Origin of the sequence: Streptomyces sp. NPDC047453 (assembly GCF_040643155.1) — a bacterium.
In the GTDB taxonomy this organism is placed as follows: domain Bacteria; phylum Actinomycetota; class Actinomycetes; order Streptomycetales; family Streptomycetaceae; genus Streptomyces.
Genome location: NZ_JBEYTS010000010.1, coordinates 123,898 through 138,147 on the forward strand (window position 1 = coordinate 123,898; position 14,250 = coordinate 138,147).

Below are 14,250 nucleotides of genomic sequence, written 5' to 3' on the forward strand. Positions count from 1 at the left end.
TCACGGAGATCGTGATCCCCGCGGCCCGCTACCCCTACTGAAGCGCCGTCGGCGGCGTCCACGTGGTGCCTTCCCCTACGCGAGGCGGTCCAGTTCCTCTGTGATCGCCTCGCGCAGCGTGTCGTGCCGGGGGTCGAGCGCGTACCGCTCGTCGTGCCAGTGCTCGCGCGGATACAGCCACACCGGCCGGCCCACGAGGTCGGCCGGCTCCCAGTCGAAGCGCGGCCACACATGGGCGTGCAGGAACGGATCGGTGTTCCCCAGGATCTCCAGATTGACCCGCCGGAAAGCCGGGTCCAGCCGCCTGCAAGCGCCTTCGACGGCCTCCCCCAGCCTGTCCATGTCGGACAGGAACGCCATCCGCCTGTTCTTCGGAAGCTCCGACAGCCGCTGCACCGCGGGATCGTCCACCAGAAGCACCGAGTACCCCGGCAGGAACTGCACGTCCCCGATCACCGCGAAGCCCGCGTCCAGCCTGCGGAGCACGGCGGGGTTCTCCCCCCGCAGCGCACTGCCGATACGGTCCTTCCGCCAGTCACCGGTCACAGCACTGGCGCCTGCCTTCCCACAGCAGGCGTTCCTCGCTGCGTGGGTCGTTTTCCGGGGTCGGGTCCTCGGTGAAGACCATCGTCGTGCGAGTGGTCGTGTCGTAGGCGGGCCAGCCCGGGTTGCCCGTCTTCGCGAAGAAGAGCCAGGCCGTGTGCATCGCGTTCGCGAGGGGCTGGGGTGGGTGGGGGCCCAGCAGGGGGGTGTGTGAGGGGTCGTGGAGGCGGTTGAAGGTGAAGGGGAGGTCCAGGGCGTGGCAGGCGCCCAGGTGACCGTCGAACTGGGGGGAGCGCCAGGCGAATTCGTACAGGTGGGAGCCGGGGACCGACTCGGCCAGGCGGATGGCGGGGATGCGGTAGAACCAGTCCGTCGCCACCGCGGAGAGGAGTTCGCCCGGGGTGGCGGTGGGGCGGGTCGCCCGGTAGACCGGTAGGGCCTTGGCCGGGTCGAGGCCGTATGCCGTCGTTGTGGCGCGGAGTGCGGAGTCGGGAATCGCGTCCAGGAGTCCCGTGGGGACCAGGAACAGGCGGTACTCCTCGCGGTTGCTGCCGATCAGGAGGTCGACGCCGCAGTCGGGGCCGGGCAGGGACAGGCCGGCCGTGACCGGTTCGAAGGGCATCAGGTTGAGTGCCGCCTCGCCCCACAGGGCCGGCTCCGGGCGGGCGCTCACCTCCGCGCGGAGTTCGGCCTGGGCGGGGAGGAGCTCGGTCAGGGGGACCGCGGCGTAGGCCTCCAAGGTCGCTTCGATGCCGAGCTTCGCGGCCAGGCGGGCCGTGATCAGGGCCGCCGAGGGCGGGCGCAGGAAGTGGTGGCAGGCGCCGCTCTGCAGGATCGCCCGGTGGAACAGTCCACGGGCCATGCCGGTGGCCAGCAGGACGCCGATGCTCATCGCGCCCGCCGACTCGCCGAAGACCGTCACCCGGTCGGGGTCGCCGCCGAAGGAGGCGATGTTGGCGCGGATCCAGCGCAGCGCGGCCACCTGGTCCAGCAGCCCGCGGTTGTCCGGGACGCCCGGCAGGTGGAGGAAACCGTCCGAGCCCAGGCGGTAGTTGAGGGTGACGCAGACGACCCCGCCGCGGGCGAAGGCGCTGCCGTCGTACGCCGACGCCGAGCCCGAGCCGTTGGAGAACGCCCCGCCGTGCAGCCACACCATCACCGGCAGGCCGGCCCCCGGCTCCGGGGCGGGCGTCCAGATGTTGAGGTTCAGGCAGTCCTCGCCGGGGATGACGTCCTCCGGGATGAGGGCGTCGAAGGGCGGCGCGTAGGGCGCGTGCGGCGCGGTCGGGCCGTAGGCCGTGGCGTCGCGCACGCCCGCCCAGGGCTCGGGCGGGCCCGGCGCCAGGAAGCGGCGCGGGCCGAACGGCGGGGCGGCGTACGGGATGCCCAGGAAGGACGCCACGCCGCCGTCCGCGGAAGTGGAAACACTGCCGCGGACGGCGCCCTGCTCGGTCGTGCATACAGTGGTGCGTGGTGTCATGCCGTGAGGATCCCCAGCAGGGCCGCGCCGAACTCCTCCGGGCGTTCCAGATGCACCGCGTGCCCGGCGTCGGGGACGGCGACCTCGCGGACCGTGCCGCCGTGCGCCGCGTAGCGGCCCAGCACGTGGCGGGTCTGCGCCACCATCGGCTGGGCAGGTGTCCCGTCCCAGCCGGGCACCGCGCCGATCGCGCCCAGGTGCGCCAGGTCGAACATCGAGGTGTCCGAGACGATCACGTCGTCCTCGCCGCGGATCCACAGCACCGGCGGCTTGGGGTCGATCAGATGCAGCTCGTCGAGGCGGAAGCGCAGTGGGGAAAGGCAGTTGAGCACGCCCCGGGTGCCGGGAGCCACGCCCGGCCAGGCCGTGGACGGCACGCTGTCGCCCGGATAGTGGTCGTCGCCGGTCCGCGTGGTGAGCATGGAGTCGACGTACGCGTCCTCCTGCTCGCCCTCGGGGCGCCACGGCGGCTTGACGTAGCAGGTCGCCAGGACGGAGCGGGGCGCGACCGGGGAGTCCTCGCCGCGCTCGCCCTTGGCCAGCAGCGCGACGAACTCCGGGTTCGCCGTGCCGCCGCCCGAGCCCGCCCCGTCCTCGGAGTTGAGGGTTCCGTCCACCCCGTGCGTGCCGCCGAAGCCGTACGGGGAGACCGGGTTGACCAGGGTCAGGGAGCGCACCGCGGCCGGGTGGTCGCTCAGGTACTGCATGATCACGCCCCCGCCCATGGACCAGCCCACCAGGTGCGCCCGGTCGATTCCGAGGGCCGCCAGCAGTGCGGCGAGGTCGTCGGCGTGGTCGCGCAGGCCGCGCGTGGCGTCGATGGGCAGCGGGTCGGTGCCGCCGAAGCCGCGCAGGTCCAGCGCGATCGGGCGGTAGCGGTCCGGCAGCAGGGCCATGGTGGGGTGCCAGAAGGTGGACGAGGAGACGTTGCCGTGGACGAAGACGACCGGTTCGCCCTCGTCCCGGAGGTCGGTGACCTGGATGGTCAGGCGGTCGGTGGATAGCCGGCGGGTGCGGATGCTGCTGGTCATCGTCATCTGATCCTTTGGTCCTTTACGAGAGCCAGGTGGCGACCTGGGCGGCGGCCGAGCCGTTCCAGCCCAGCTCCAGGTGGTTGGCGCCGACGATGGTCGCGGTGCCGCCGACCGTGGGGATGCCGGTGGTGTCGAGCGCGCTGGCGATGAAGACGACACCGTCGCTCGGCCCGCGGTTCTCGTTGAAGATGCCGACGACGGTGGGGGATCCACCGGCCAGCAGGTAGGTGGTGACGGAGGCGGGTACGCCGGCGTCGTGCAGCGGTTTGATCAGCGAGCCGGCGTCGATGGCGGCCTGGATGCCGCTGCCCGCGGTGTAGAAGCCCTGGCCGCCGTAGTACGTCGTGTACCAGTCCTGCGCGGCGCCGTCGACCCCGTACCTCCCGTCCCAGCGGGCCAGCATCTGCCGCTGGCCGGGGTAGTTGTCGTAGCCGCCGGAGGGCGTCATCGAGAACTCGGGGTGCGCGGTGTACAGGCCGTAGCAGGTCATCCGCGAGTGCGGGGAGGGAGCGTTGACCGTGCCGCCGCACTCGGGCCAGATGGAGAAGTCGTGCGCCCAGCCGTGCGCGTACGGGTAGTCGTAGCCGCCGTTCGGACCGCCGACGGTGATCAGCCTGCGCACGTCGCCGGCGTACGCCCGCCCCCAGCTCGGCTTCAGCGACGACACGTACGCGCGGGTCGACATCTCGCCCTTGCTCCAGCCGACGAGGTCGACCTTGGCGACGCCGAGCTTCGCCTTGATGGCGGCGATGGCGTCGCCGACGATCTGCGCCTGCATCAGGTTGTCGCCCTGCTTGTGCGCGAAGCCGACGGCGAAGACGCGGTGGCCGCGCGCGGACAGGTACTGCATCAGCCCGGTGGACGGGCAGGACAGGGCGCCGCAGCCGTAGCCGCCCGCCTCGCCCGGGTTGGCCCAGGCGCGGTCCGCGGTGTCGTTGGCGCCGTGCACGAGCAGGACCGGTGTGGTGCGGCTGCCGGTGTTCCAGCCGGGGGCCGAGTAGAGCAGGAAGCGGCCGGAGCTCGGGCGGGAGACCCCGCCGAAGTACGTGACGCGCTTTCCGTCCTGGTCGCCGCGGCCGTCGGCCGGATAGCCCTCGGTGCGGAATCCGGGGGTGGTGTCGACGTAGCGCTCCACGCGCTCCCAGCCGTTGGTGACGGTGCCGGCTCCGTAACTCGCCTCGAGGGTGAGGTAGGAGGGTGGTTCGGCGGCCGACGCGGTGCCGGCGCCGGCCACCGGTCCGGCCGCCACGGCCATCAGCAGGGCGAGCAGCATCCGCCACCGGCCCGCACGGCTTCGTCTGTTCGGCATGTTCCCGCCCTCTCCTGCGCGCATCCACGGCTCCGTCCCACCGCGGCGGCCCACATTAGGCAGGAGGCAGGGAGGGAGGGCATGTGTGCGGAGCCCATAAGGAGGGAGGTCTATATAGGGCAGCAGCCCGCAGCCCGCAACCCACCTCGTTCAGCCGGCAGGCGGGTGCCGGGTGGACGAGGTGGGCTGCGGAATGCGTGAACGAAGGCCTCAGGCGACCTGCCCCGCCCGCCGCCGGCCACGCACCCGGTACCCGTACGCCGCCAGCACCACCGCCAGGCTGAGGAAGCTCAGCCCCACCTGCGGCCGGGTTTCCGGCATGACGACCATGACCGCGAGCACCCCGGCCATCCAGGCGATGGTCACGTAGGACAGGTACGGGAAGAGCCACATCTTCAGCCTGATCGGCTCACCGCCGTCGCACTCGATCCGCCTGCGCTGCCGCATCTGCGCCGCCACCAGCACGATGTAGTAGATGAGCTGGATGGCGCCGGAGGAGTTGATGAGGAAGATGAAGACCTGTTCGGGGAAGAAGTAGTTGGCGACCACGGCGAGGTAGCCCATCGACGTCCCCGCGAGGATCGCCCGGACCGGCACGCCGCGGGAGTTGACCTTGGCGAGGAACTTCGGCGCCTCGCCCTGCTCGGCCAGGGTGAGCAGCATGCGCGAGGTGATGTACAGGCAGGAGTTGAGCGAGCTGAGCACCGCGGTCAGCACGACCACCTGCATCATGACCGAGGTGTAGGGAACGCCCGCGGTGTCCAGGGCGACCGCGAACGGGCTCTTGATGATCTTGCCGGAGAACGAGAAGTCCCACGGCACGATGCACACGATCAGCAGCACCGACAGCACATAGAAGGTGAAGACCCGGTACATCACCTGCTTCGTGGCCTTGGCGGCGTACTCGGCCGGCTTCTCGGACTCGGCGGCCGCGATCGTGGCGATCTCGGCGCCGCCCATGGAGAACAGCACCGTCACGCTGCCGATCACCGCGGCCGTGACACCCATCGGGAAGAAGCCGCCCGAGCCGAACAGGTGGCTCAGGCCCGGACTGGGCCTGCCGGTGCCGCCGAACAGGAAGACCACCGCGACACAGGCGAAGAAGATGATCGCGGCGATCTTCACGGAGGCGAGCCAGAACTCCGACTCGCCGTAGGCCTTCACCGACAGCAGGTTGATGGCGGTCATCACCAGCATCAGGCCCAGGCACAGGGCCCAGGTGGGCACCGAGGGCAGATAGCCGCCCAGGATGCCGGCCCCGGCGACGGCCTCGATGGCCGCCACGACGACCCAGAAGTACCAGTAGAGCCAGCCGATGGTGAACCCGGCCCAGTTGCCGAGCCCGTGCCGGGCGAAGTTGGCCACCGAGCCCGCTGACGGCCGCAGTACGGCCATCTCGCCGATGGCCCGCATGACGAAGATCATCAGTACGCCGCTGACGGCGTAGCTCAGCACTGCCGCGGGACCGGTCTGGTTGATCACCGCGCCGGAGCCGACGAAGAGCCCGGCGCCGATGATGCCGCCGAGCGCGATCATCGTCAGGTGCCGGTTCTTCAGGGATCTCTTGAGTCCGCCGCCGGGGGCGGGGGCCTCTTCGTGGGGAACGGTCGAAACGGGTCGATCACTGGTCGTTGCCACGGTGGACCTCGTTCTTCTTCGAATACGACGAGGGGAAGGGGTAAGCCGGAGCCGTCCTGGGGGGTGCCCCGGTCGGGAGCACCCCGTGTCGCGCGCACCACGGGTCAGGAGCACCACGCGTGGGCGGCGGCCGCGTAGATCTCGACGATCTCGAGGTACTTGCTCGTCTCGACCCATTCGTTCGCCCAGTTGTAAGGGGGCGTGCCCGGGCCGATGTTGACCGAGTCGATACCGGCCTGCTTGAGGGGGACCATGTCGGTCCAGAACTGGATGCCGCGGAACACCGGGTCCCCGCCGGTGGTGCGCACCGCGTCGGCCACGGTGCGGGCGATGGGCGCCTCGGTGCCGATCTCGTAGGGCAGGCGCGGGCCGCTGAGCCAGTGAGGGCTGAACTCGACCGTCGCCTTGATCCGGGGGTCGTCGGCGCTCAGCTTGTCGATCATGGTGATGACCTGCTGCCGGACCGCGTAGGGGTCCTGGGACGGCAGCAGCCGCAGGTCCAGCGAGATCGTGCACCGGTCGGGGACCTGGTTGTGCTTGGTGCCGCCCTGGATGGTGCCGATGTTGAGGATCGGGCCGCCGGGAAGCTCCGGGTGGGGCTCGTAGGGCAGGGTGCCCTCCAGCTCGCGCAGGGCGGCCAGGATCGGCTCCATCGTCTCGATCGCGTTGAGTCCCAGGTGCTTGCCCGCGGTGTGGGCCTGCTTGCCGTAGGTCGTGATCTCCAGGTAGGCCGCGCCGCGGTGCACCGCACCGATGGTGTTGTCCGTCGGTTCGCCGCAGACGGCCGCGTCGGCGGTGAAGCCGGCGTCGAGCAGGGAACGGGTGCCGACCCCGCCTTCGAAGTGGCAGGACACGCCCTGGAAGACGAGGTCGCCGCGCGGGCGGGTGCCCGATTCCAGGACCCGGCGCATCACCGCGAGCGAAGCCGTGGTGGCGGCCTTCATGTCGGCGATTCCGGAACCGTGGATCCTGCCGTCGGCGACGTAGGGGGCGAACGGGTCGGTGTCCCAGTCCCCGGAGACCTCGTACGTGTCCAGGTGGCCGTTGAGGATCAGCGACCTGCCGCCGCCCGATCCCTTGATCCGGGCCCCGACGCTGGGCCGGCCCGGCATCGACTCCACGAGGCGCACCTCGTCCGCCCCCCACTGCCGGAGTTGGTCGGCGATGAACTCTGCGAGTTCCCGCTCCCGGCCCCAGGTGGAATCGATGGCCAGCGTCTGCAGGAGAAGTTCGAGGTCGCGGTTCGACATGGACTTGCGTCTCCGTCCGGCTGAGTGGTTGAGCTGGAGTGCAGGTCATTCAGCCAGCAAACGCGGAGTTAGAACAAACAGAATTATTTGAAATCAACCATCGAAGGAATCGATGGTTCCGCCCAGCGTCTCGGCGCATTGCTCGGCGAACGCGACGGCGCGGCGGCTGGGCGCGAGATCGGCGAGGCGCACGATGCCGACGTTCAGTCCGGGCGGTCGCGGGGCCAGCGGCCTGGTGACGATCTCCAGGCCGTCGTAGCTGATCGGGATCCCCGGGCGCTGGGTCAGCACCGAGTAGCCGAGGCCGTGGGCGACCAGCGAGCGGACCATCTCGAAGTTGGTCGCCCGGTAGCGCACGTTCGGCGTCAGGTCCTCGTCCTTGAACAGGGACAGGAAGTAGGTGGCGCCCGGCGGGAGGTCGAACAGGATCATCGGTTCGGCGGCCAGGTCCGCCGCGCCGACCTCGTCCCGGGCCGCCAGGGGGTGGCGGGCCGGCAGCAGGACGTAGGGCTCGGCGGCGTACAGCGCCGTCATCCGCAGGTCCTTCGCCAGCTTGAACTCGTCGGCCTCGTACATCAGGGCGATGTCGCAGCTGACACCGCGCAGCCGGCCCACGAGGTACTGGTCGGAGCCCTCGATGAAGCTCAGGTCCACGTCCGGGTACTTCGCGACGAAGTCGGCGATGACGCGGGGCAGCAGTACCGCCGCCAGCGTGCTGTAGCAGCCCACGACCAGGCTGCCCGACAGGGACGAGGTCACCGAGCGCGCCGAGTCGCGCAGTTCGTCGACGCCGGACAGCAGCCGCCGCGCGTCCGCCAGCGCCTGCCTCCCCGGGACGGTCAGCTTCAGTCCGCGGGCGTGCCGGAGGAACAACTGCACGCCGAGGTTCTCCTCCAGCTCGGCCAGCGAGGTGGAGACCGCCGACTGGGTCAGGTGCACCTTCGCGGCGGCGGCGGTGACGCTGCCCGTCTCGGCGGCGGCGACGAAGTACTCGAGCTGTCGAAAACTGATCTCGTGCATGGCCACGCGGTCCTCTCTGCCGCCCGAAACGTATAAGTGAAATCGAAGGCTGTCCACAAAAAGTTCTGTTGGTCCTATGGCAGAGCCCGCTCACATACTTCTCGGCAAGTCAGCACGGCACTTTCCCCTAAGGAGGCGAAGTCGTGCCAAGCCCCGAGACAGATGTGCAGACGGCCACGATCACGTCGGTCCCGGCCGCCCGGTTCCGGGCCGCCATGGGTGCCGCGGCCACCGGTGTCACCGTGGTCGCCACGGACGGCCCGTCGGGCCGGTTCGCGCAGACGGTGAGCGCGATGTGTTCGGTGTCCGAGGACCCCCCGAGTCTCCTGGTGTGCGTCAACCAGCGAAGCCCGATGAACGAGGCGATCCAGGCTCACGGGTCGTTCGCGGTCAGCGTCCTGGGCAAGCAGCACGACCACGTCGCGGACACGTTCGCCGGCCGGCCCTGGCCGGGCAAGGAGAAGTGGGACTTCACCTGCGGCGAGTGGGCGCGAACGGTGTCGGGTGCGCCGCGGGTCGCGGACGCCGTCGCGTCCTTCGACTGCGAGCTGCACACCGTGCTCACCGTCGGCACTCACCACGTCTACGTCGGTGTGATCCGCGACGTCACCGTCGCCGGCGGCACCCCGCTCGTCTACAGCGGCCGGCGGTACGCGCGGCCCGAGACCTTCCCGCCGTCGACGTTCCCGGACTTCCCCGGGTCCGGTCCGGTGCACCACCAGCAGCAGAGGACGACACGATGATCCGTACAGGTGACGAGTACCGCGAGTCCATCAGGGACGGCCGGCAGGTCTGGGTGGACGGGGAGAAGGTCGACGACGTCACCCGGCACCCGATGTTCAAGCCCATCGTCGACGTCCGGGCCCGGATATACGACCTGGCGCACGAAGAGGCCACCCAGGCCCGGATGACCTACCAGGACGCCGGGACCGGTGAACTCAACGCGGTCGCGAACAAGCTGCCCCGCACCCGGCAGGACTGGCACGACAAGCGGGCCGCGGTCGAACTGGTGCAGCGGGCCGCGGGCGGGGTCGCCACCCGCGTCGGCGACGAGACCATCGGCGAGATGTGGTCCCTCTACGACGGCCAGGACGTGCTCAACGAGGTCGACCCGCGCTTCTCCGAGAACATCCGGCGGCACATCGCCCGGGCCGTCACCGCGGACCCGTTCCACGTCTCGGCCAACACCGACCCCAAGGGCGACCGGTCCAAGGCGCCCAAGGACCAGGACCCGGACATGCTGCTGCACGTCGTGCGGGAGACCGACAACGGGATCGTGGTCCGCGGCGCCAAGTACGAGACCGCCGCGGCCTACGCCAACCAGGCCTTCACCAAGCCGACGATCGCCAACTGGGGCAACGACGCGATGTCCGACTACGCGGTCGGGTTCATGCTGGACATGGGCGCTCCGGGCCTGAAGTTCGTCTGCCGCAACGGGTTCGCGGGGCGCGCCCCGGCGAGCGACTACCCGCTGGCGAACCGGGTCGACGAGGTCGAGTCGCTGGTGATCTTCGACGACGTCGAGATCCCGTGGGAGGACGTGCTGTTCTACCAGCACACCCGCGCCGCCTCCTTCATCCGCGCCACGCTGCACCGGTACAGCGCCTTCCCGTTCGTGCAGCGCACCCTGCACCTGGCGGACCTGATGATCGGCGCCGCCCTGTGGAACGTGAAGCAGACCGGGCTGGAGAAGCAGCCCGCCGTGCAGGAGAAGCTGGCCCAGCTGGCCTGCTATCGGGAGAGCGTCAACGCGCATCTGACGGCCGCCATCGCCATGGCCGAGCCGAGCCCGGGCGGTCTGCTGATGCCGAACCAGTCCCTGCTCTACACCGGCCGTGTGGTCGCGCTGTCCCAGCTCCCGGTCATGATGCACACCGCCCGCGAGCTGTGCGGCGGCCAGATCTGCATCACCCCGGACGCGGCGACGTTCGCGGACCCCGAGGTCGCCCCGTGGCTGGAGAAGTACTACACGGTGAACGAGAACTGGGTGGCCGAGGACCGGCGCCGGCTGCTGGCCTTCGCGCGCGACCTGCTCAACAGCGACTACGCCGGGCACCGGTTGACGTTCCAGCTGTTCGCGCAGTCCCCGCCGTTCGCCCAACTCGGTGCGGTGTACCGCAACTTCGACTTCAGCGGCCCGCTGGACCTGGTCAAGGCGGCGGCCGAGCTGTCCGACAAGGTCGACGCGTCGCGCTGACCGCGCCGCGCGCCCGCACAGTGAGGATCATCCATGACGTTTTCCCTGGTCGCCCGTGACGAGACCACCGGCGCGTTCGGTGTCGTCGTCACCTCTTCGAGCCCCGCGGTCGCCGCGCGGTGCGCTCACGTACGCAGCGGCGTCGGAGCCGCCGCGTCGCAGAACGTCACCAATCCGGCGCTCGGGCCGCGTCTGCTGCGGCTGCTGGCGGAGGGCGTGGACCCGAAGCACGCGGTCGCGGCCGCCGTCGCGTCGGACGAGTACAGCGGCTACCGGCAGTTGGCGGTGGTGGACGCGACGGGGCGGACCGCCGCCTTCTCCGGCGAGGGCACGCTGGGCACCCACCGGGCCGTCGAAGGCAGCGGTGTGGTCGCGGCCGGCAACCTGCTCTCGGACCCTGGCGTGGTGGACGCCATGCTGGCCGCCTACGAGCGGGCCGCGGGCGCCGAGTTCGAGGAGCGGCTGCTGGCGGGCCTGCTGGCCGGCCGGGACGCCGGAGGGGAGGAGGGGCCGGAGCACTCGGCGGGCCTCGTCGTCGTGCACGAGGTGAGCTGGCCGGTCACCGACCTGCGGGTGGACTGGGCGGACGACGACCCGATGGGCGAGCTGGAGCAGCTCTGGCGGCGGTGGGCGAAGGAGAAGCGGGACTACCTGTCGCGTGCGCTGCACCCCGCCGAGGCACCGAGCTACGGCGTGCCGGGTGACCTGTGAGCACGCTCAAGGACCGGGCGGCAGCGCGGCTGCCCGGTCTGTCCGACCGGATTCTGCGCCTGTCCCACCGCCTGCACGCCCATCCCGAGGTCGCCTGGGAGGAGCACCGTGCGGCGCGGTGGGTCGCCGAGGAGCTGGACGGCCTCGGCTACACCGTCGAGCCGGAGTTCTGCGGACTGCCGACCGCGTTCCGGGCCCGGATCGGCGGCGGCCCGCTCAACGTCGCGATCTGCGCCGAGTACGACGCGCTGCCCGGCCTCGGACATGCCTGCGGGCACAACGTCATCGCCGCCGCTGCGGTGGGCGCAGCCGGGGTGCTGGCCGACGTCGCGGACGACGCCGGGCTGACCGTCACCGTGCTCGGCACCCCGGCCGAGGAGGGCGGCGGCGGGAAGATCCTGATGCTCGACCGGGGCGGGTTCGACGGTGTGCACGCCGCCATGATGATCCACCCCGGCCCGCTCGACGTCGCCCGGGCGCGGCCGTTCGCCGTGGCGCACCACAGGATCCGCTACCACGGGCGGGCCTCCCACGCGGCGGCCTACCCCGAGTACGGGCGCAACGCCGCGGACGCGTTCACCGTCGCCCAGACGGCGATCGGGCTGCTGCGCCAGCACCTCGGTCCGGGAACCCGGGTGCACGGCATCGTCACCCGCGGCGGGGAGGCCCCGAACGCGATTCCCGAGCTGACCGAGGGCCGCTGGTACGTCCGCGCGGAGAACCTGGCCGACCTCGCGGAGGTCGAGACCCGGGTGAACCGGTGCTTCGAGGCCGGGGCCCTCGCGACGGACTGCCGGCTGGAGGTCGAGCCGGAGAGCCCGCCGTACGCCGACTTCGTCACCGACGAGGACCTGCTCGCGCTCTACGTCGCCAACGCCACCGCGCTGGGCCGTGAGTTCCCCGAGCCGAGCGCGGCCTCCCGGATGAACCGGGCGTCCACGGACATGGGCAACGTCTCGCACCGGCTGCCGGCCATCCATCCGTACCTGGGCATCGACTCGCTTCCGGCGGTCAACCACCAGAAGGAGTTCGCGGCGCACTGCGTCAGCCCGGCCGCCGACCGTGCGGTCCTCGACGGCGCCGTCGCCCTGGCCTGGACCTCCCTCGACCTCGCCGCCCACGACGACGTGCGCGGGCGGCTGCTCAAGGACGGGACCTGATGGTCCGGGCACTCCGCGAGCACGGGCGAACCCGGCCCGCCCCCACCGAGGACCCCGACCACCGGCTGTGGGCCTGGGTGCCGGTCGGCCGGCGGCCTGCGTCGCTGACCGGGCGGCCGAATGGCGCGGGCGAGGGGCTTGCGGCGGCGGTTGGCGGGGAGCCGGCGGTCGTTGCGGTTACGGGTCGGGGGTTTCTCGCGAGGGTTGGTGGGGAGCCGCCGGCCGTCGTGGGCGCGGGGTGGGAACGGGGGTTTCCGGCGGAGGCCGGTTGGGAGTCGGCGGTCGTGGGCCGGTACCGGGGGTTCCTGGCGGAGGCCGGTTGGGAGTCGGCGGATGCGGGTCGGGGCCGTTATGGGCTCGGGCCTTTTCGGGCCGTTGGCTTGTTCGTCGTCCGTGGTGCCTTCGCAGGTGGAGGTCGCGGGCGAGCCATGAATGTCATCAAGCAGAAAGGCGGGGCGGCATGACGACCTCGTTTCGCACCGAGCGGGACCTGATCGGTCGCCTCGACGTGCCCGACGGCGTGCGCTGGGGCATCCACACCGCCCGCGCCCTGGAGAACTTCCCGGTGTCGGGCACGCCGATCTCGTCGTACCCCCACCTGGTGAGCGCCCTCGCCACGGTCAAGCAGGCGGCCGCGCTCGCCAACCGGGACCTCGGCCTCCTCGACGAGTCCCGCGCCCGGGCCGTCGTCGAAGCCTGCGAGCAGATCCGGAAGGGAGACCTGCACGAGGAGTTCGTGGTCGACGTCGTGCAGGGCGGGGCCGGCACCTCGACCAACATGAACGCCAACGAGGTGATCGCCAACCGGGCCCTGGAGATCCTGGGCCGCCCCCGGGGCGACTACGCGCATCTCGACCCGCACGGACACGTCAACCTCGGGCAGAGCACCAACGACGCCTATCCCACGGCGCTGCGGGTGGGGCTCTGCGAGGCGGCCGACGACCTGCTCGCCGCGCTGGCGCTGCTCGAGGACGCGTTCCGGGCCAAGGCGGCGGAGTTCGCCGGCTTCCTCAAGATGGGCCGGACCCAGTTGCAGGACGCGGTGCCGATGACCCTGGGGCAGGAGTTCGGCGCGTTCGCCGTCATGCTGGCCGAGGACCAGCAGCGCCTGCGCGAGGCCCGGGAACTGCTGCTGGAGGTCAACCTGGGCGGCACGGCGATCGGCACCGGGTTGAACGCCCCCGCCGACTACGCCCGGCTGGCCACCCGGCACCTGGCGGCGCTCACCGGCCGGCCGTTCGTCTCCGCCGCGGACCTGGTGGAGGCCACCCAGGACGTGGGCGCGCTGGTGTACTTCTCGGGGGTGCTCAAACGCACGGCCGTGAAGCTGTCCAAGGTGGCCAGTGATCTGCGGCTGCTCTCCTCGGGCCCGCGGGCCGGTCTGGCCGAGATCCGGCTGCCCGCGGTGCAGGCGGGATCCAGCATCATGCCGGGCAAGGTGAACCCGGTGATCGCGGAGATGGTGAACCAGGTCGCGTTCTGCGTGGTGGGCAACGACGTCACGGTGTCGATGGCCGCCGAGGCGGGACAACTCCAGCTGAACGCCTTCGAACCGGTCGTCGCCCGCTGCCTGTTCCAGGGGCTGACCGAACTGACCTCCGCCTGCCGCCTGTTGGCGACCAGGTGCGTGCACGGCATCACCGCCGACCAGGACCGGCTGCGGACGGGTGTCGAGCGCTCGATCGGACTGGTGACCGCGCTGGTACCGCATCTGGGGTATCACCGGGCGACCGAGGTGGCCCAGGCGGCCCTGCGCAACGGAACCAGCGTGGTCGAGGAGATCCGCGCCCAGTACCTGCTCGACGACACGACGCTGGTCACCCTGCTCGGCGACCCCGAACGGCTCGTGGGCCCGCGGCGCGAGCGGCGGTCCGACGGCTGAACCGGCACGGCGGGGAGGACGGGCTC

General features: G+C 71.2%; 12 protein-coding genes. 5 read left to right on the forward strand and 7 right to left on the reverse strand.

Features of this window, described 5'->3' with window-relative positions:
- Nucleotides 1-75: 75 nt before the first annotated feature.
- The 7 genes from ABZ818_RS12455 to ABZ818_RS12485 all read right to left on the reverse strand — a co-directional run bounded on the left by ABZ818_RS12455 (nt 76) and on the right by ABZ818_RS12485 (nt 8,274).
- The gene (locus ABZ818_RS12455) at nt 76-546 is read right to left on the reverse strand and encodes a diadenosine tetraphosphate hydrolase (protein ID WP_361413163.1); all 471 of its coding nucleotides are present in this window, start codon (nt 544-546) and stop codon (nt 76-78) included.
- Nucleotides 536-2,023 (reverse strand): carboxylesterase family protein, encoded by a 1,488-nt coding sequence (locus ABZ818_RS12460; RefSeq protein WP_361413164.1) that lies wholly within the window; start codon nt 2,021-2,023, stop codon nt 536-538. Before ABZ818_RS12460 ends, ABZ818_RS12455 begins: the two co-directional genes overlap by 11 nt.
- Nucleotides 2,020-3,054, reverse strand: coding sequence for an alpha/beta hydrolase (locus tag ABZ818_RS12465; RefSeq protein ID WP_361413165.1), 1,035 nt, complete (start codon nt 3,052-3,054; stop codon nt 2,020-2,022). The genes ABZ818_RS12460 and ABZ818_RS12465 overlap by 4 nt, the downstream gene beginning before the upstream one ends.
- A gap of 22 nt (nt 3,055-3,076) precedes the next feature.
- Nucleotides 3,077-4,366 (reverse strand): lipase, encoded by a 1,290-nt coding sequence (locus tag ABZ818_RS12470; protein ID WP_361413166.1) that lies wholly within the window; start codon nt 4,364-4,366, stop codon nt 3,077-3,079.
- 210 nt (nt 4,367-4,576) lie between these two features.
- On the reverse strand, nt 4,577-6,004 hold the full coding sequence (locus tag ABZ818_RS12475) for an amino acid permease (protein WP_361413167.1): 1,428 nt from the start codon (nt 6,002-6,004) through the stop codon (nt 4,577-4,579).
- A 104-nt stretch (nt 6,005-6,108) separates the two neighbouring features.
- Nucleotides 6,109-7,254 carry a M20/M25/M40 family metallo-hydrolase gene (locus ABZ818_RS12480; RefSeq protein ID WP_361413168.1) on the reverse strand — a complete coding sequence of 382 codons (1,146 nt, stop codon included), beginning with the start codon at nt 7,252-7,254 and terminating at the stop codon, nt 6,109-6,111.
- A gap of 93 nt (nt 7,255-7,347) precedes the next feature.
- A complete protein-coding gene (locus ABZ818_RS12485; RefSeq protein WP_361413169.1) occupies nt 7,348-8,274 on the reverse strand; it encodes a LysR family transcriptional regulator in 927 nt (308 codons plus the stop codon).
- A 143-nt stretch (nt 8,275-8,417) separates the two neighbouring features.
- Between ABZ818_RS12485 and ABZ818_RS12490 the strand changes: the two genes are divergently transcribed.
- The 5 genes from ABZ818_RS12490 (at nt 8,418) to ABZ818_RS12510 (ending at nt 14,224) form a co-directional block, all read left to right on the forward strand.
- The gene (locus tag ABZ818_RS12490) at nt 8,418-9,017 is read left to right on the forward strand and encodes a flavin reductase family protein (RefSeq protein ID WP_361413170.1); all 600 of its coding nucleotides are present in this window, start codon (nt 8,418-8,420) and stop codon (nt 9,015-9,017) included.
- Entirely contained in the window at nt 9,014-10,471 is a 1,458-nt protein-coding gene (locus tag ABZ818_RS12495) for a 4-hydroxyphenylacetate 3-hydroxylase family protein (protein WP_361413171.1), read from the forward strand. The genes ABZ818_RS12490 and ABZ818_RS12495 overlap by 4 nt, the downstream gene beginning before the upstream one ends.
- Nucleotides 10,472-10,504: 33 nt before the next feature.
- The gene (locus tag ABZ818_RS12500) at nt 10,505-11,182 is read left to right on the forward strand and encodes a DUF1028 domain-containing protein (protein ID WP_361413172.1); all 678 of its coding nucleotides are present in this window, start codon (nt 10,505-10,507) and stop codon (nt 11,180-11,182) included.
- Nucleotides 11,179-12,342, forward strand: coding sequence for a M20 family metallopeptidase (locus tag ABZ818_RS12505; RefSeq protein ID WP_361413173.1), 1,164 nt, complete (start codon nt 11,179-11,181; stop codon nt 12,340-12,342). The genes ABZ818_RS12500 and ABZ818_RS12505 overlap by 4 nt, the downstream gene beginning before the upstream one ends.
- A gap of 460 nt (nt 12,343-12,802) precedes the next feature.
- Nucleotides 12,803-14,224 carry an aspartate ammonia-lyase gene (locus ABZ818_RS12510; RefSeq protein WP_361413174.1) on the forward strand — a complete coding sequence of 474 codons (1,422 nt, stop codon included), beginning with the start codon at nt 12,803-12,805 and terminating at the stop codon, nt 14,222-14,224.
- Nucleotides 14,225-14,250 lie beyond the last annotated feature (26 nt).

Coding starts and splice junctions, on each gene's coding strand:
- ABZ818_RS12460 (WP_361413164.1), bottom strand. CDS start 2,023: ATGACACCACGCACCACTGTATGCACGACCGAGCAGGGCGCCGTCCGC.
- ABZ818_RS12465 (WP_361413165.1), bottom strand. CDS start 3,054: ATGACCAGCAGCATCCGCACCCGCCGGCTATCCACCGACCGCCTGACC.
- ABZ818_RS12470 (WP_361413166.1), bottom strand. CDS start 4,366: ATGCCGAACAGACGAAGCCGTGCGGGCCGGTGGCGGATGCTGCTCGCC.
- ABZ818_RS12480 (WP_361413168.1), bottom strand. CDS start 7,254: ATGTCGAACCGCGACCTCGAACTTCTCCTGCAGACGCTGGCCATCGAT.
- ABZ818_RS12485 (WP_361413169.1), bottom strand. CDS start 8,274: ATGCACGAGATCAGTTTTCGACAGCTCGAGTACTTCGTCGCCGCCGCC.
- ABZ818_RS12495 (WP_361413171.1), top strand. CDS start 9,014: ATGATCCGTACAGGTGACGAGTACCGCGAGTCCATCAGGGACGGCCGG.
- ABZ818_RS12500 (WP_361413172.1), top strand. CDS start 10,505: ATGACGTTTTCCCTGGTCGCCCGTGACGAGACCACCGGCGCGTTCGGT.
- ABZ818_RS12510 (WP_361413174.1), top strand. CDS start 12,803: ATGACGACCTCGTTTCGCACCGAGCGGGACCTGATCGGTCGCCTCGAC.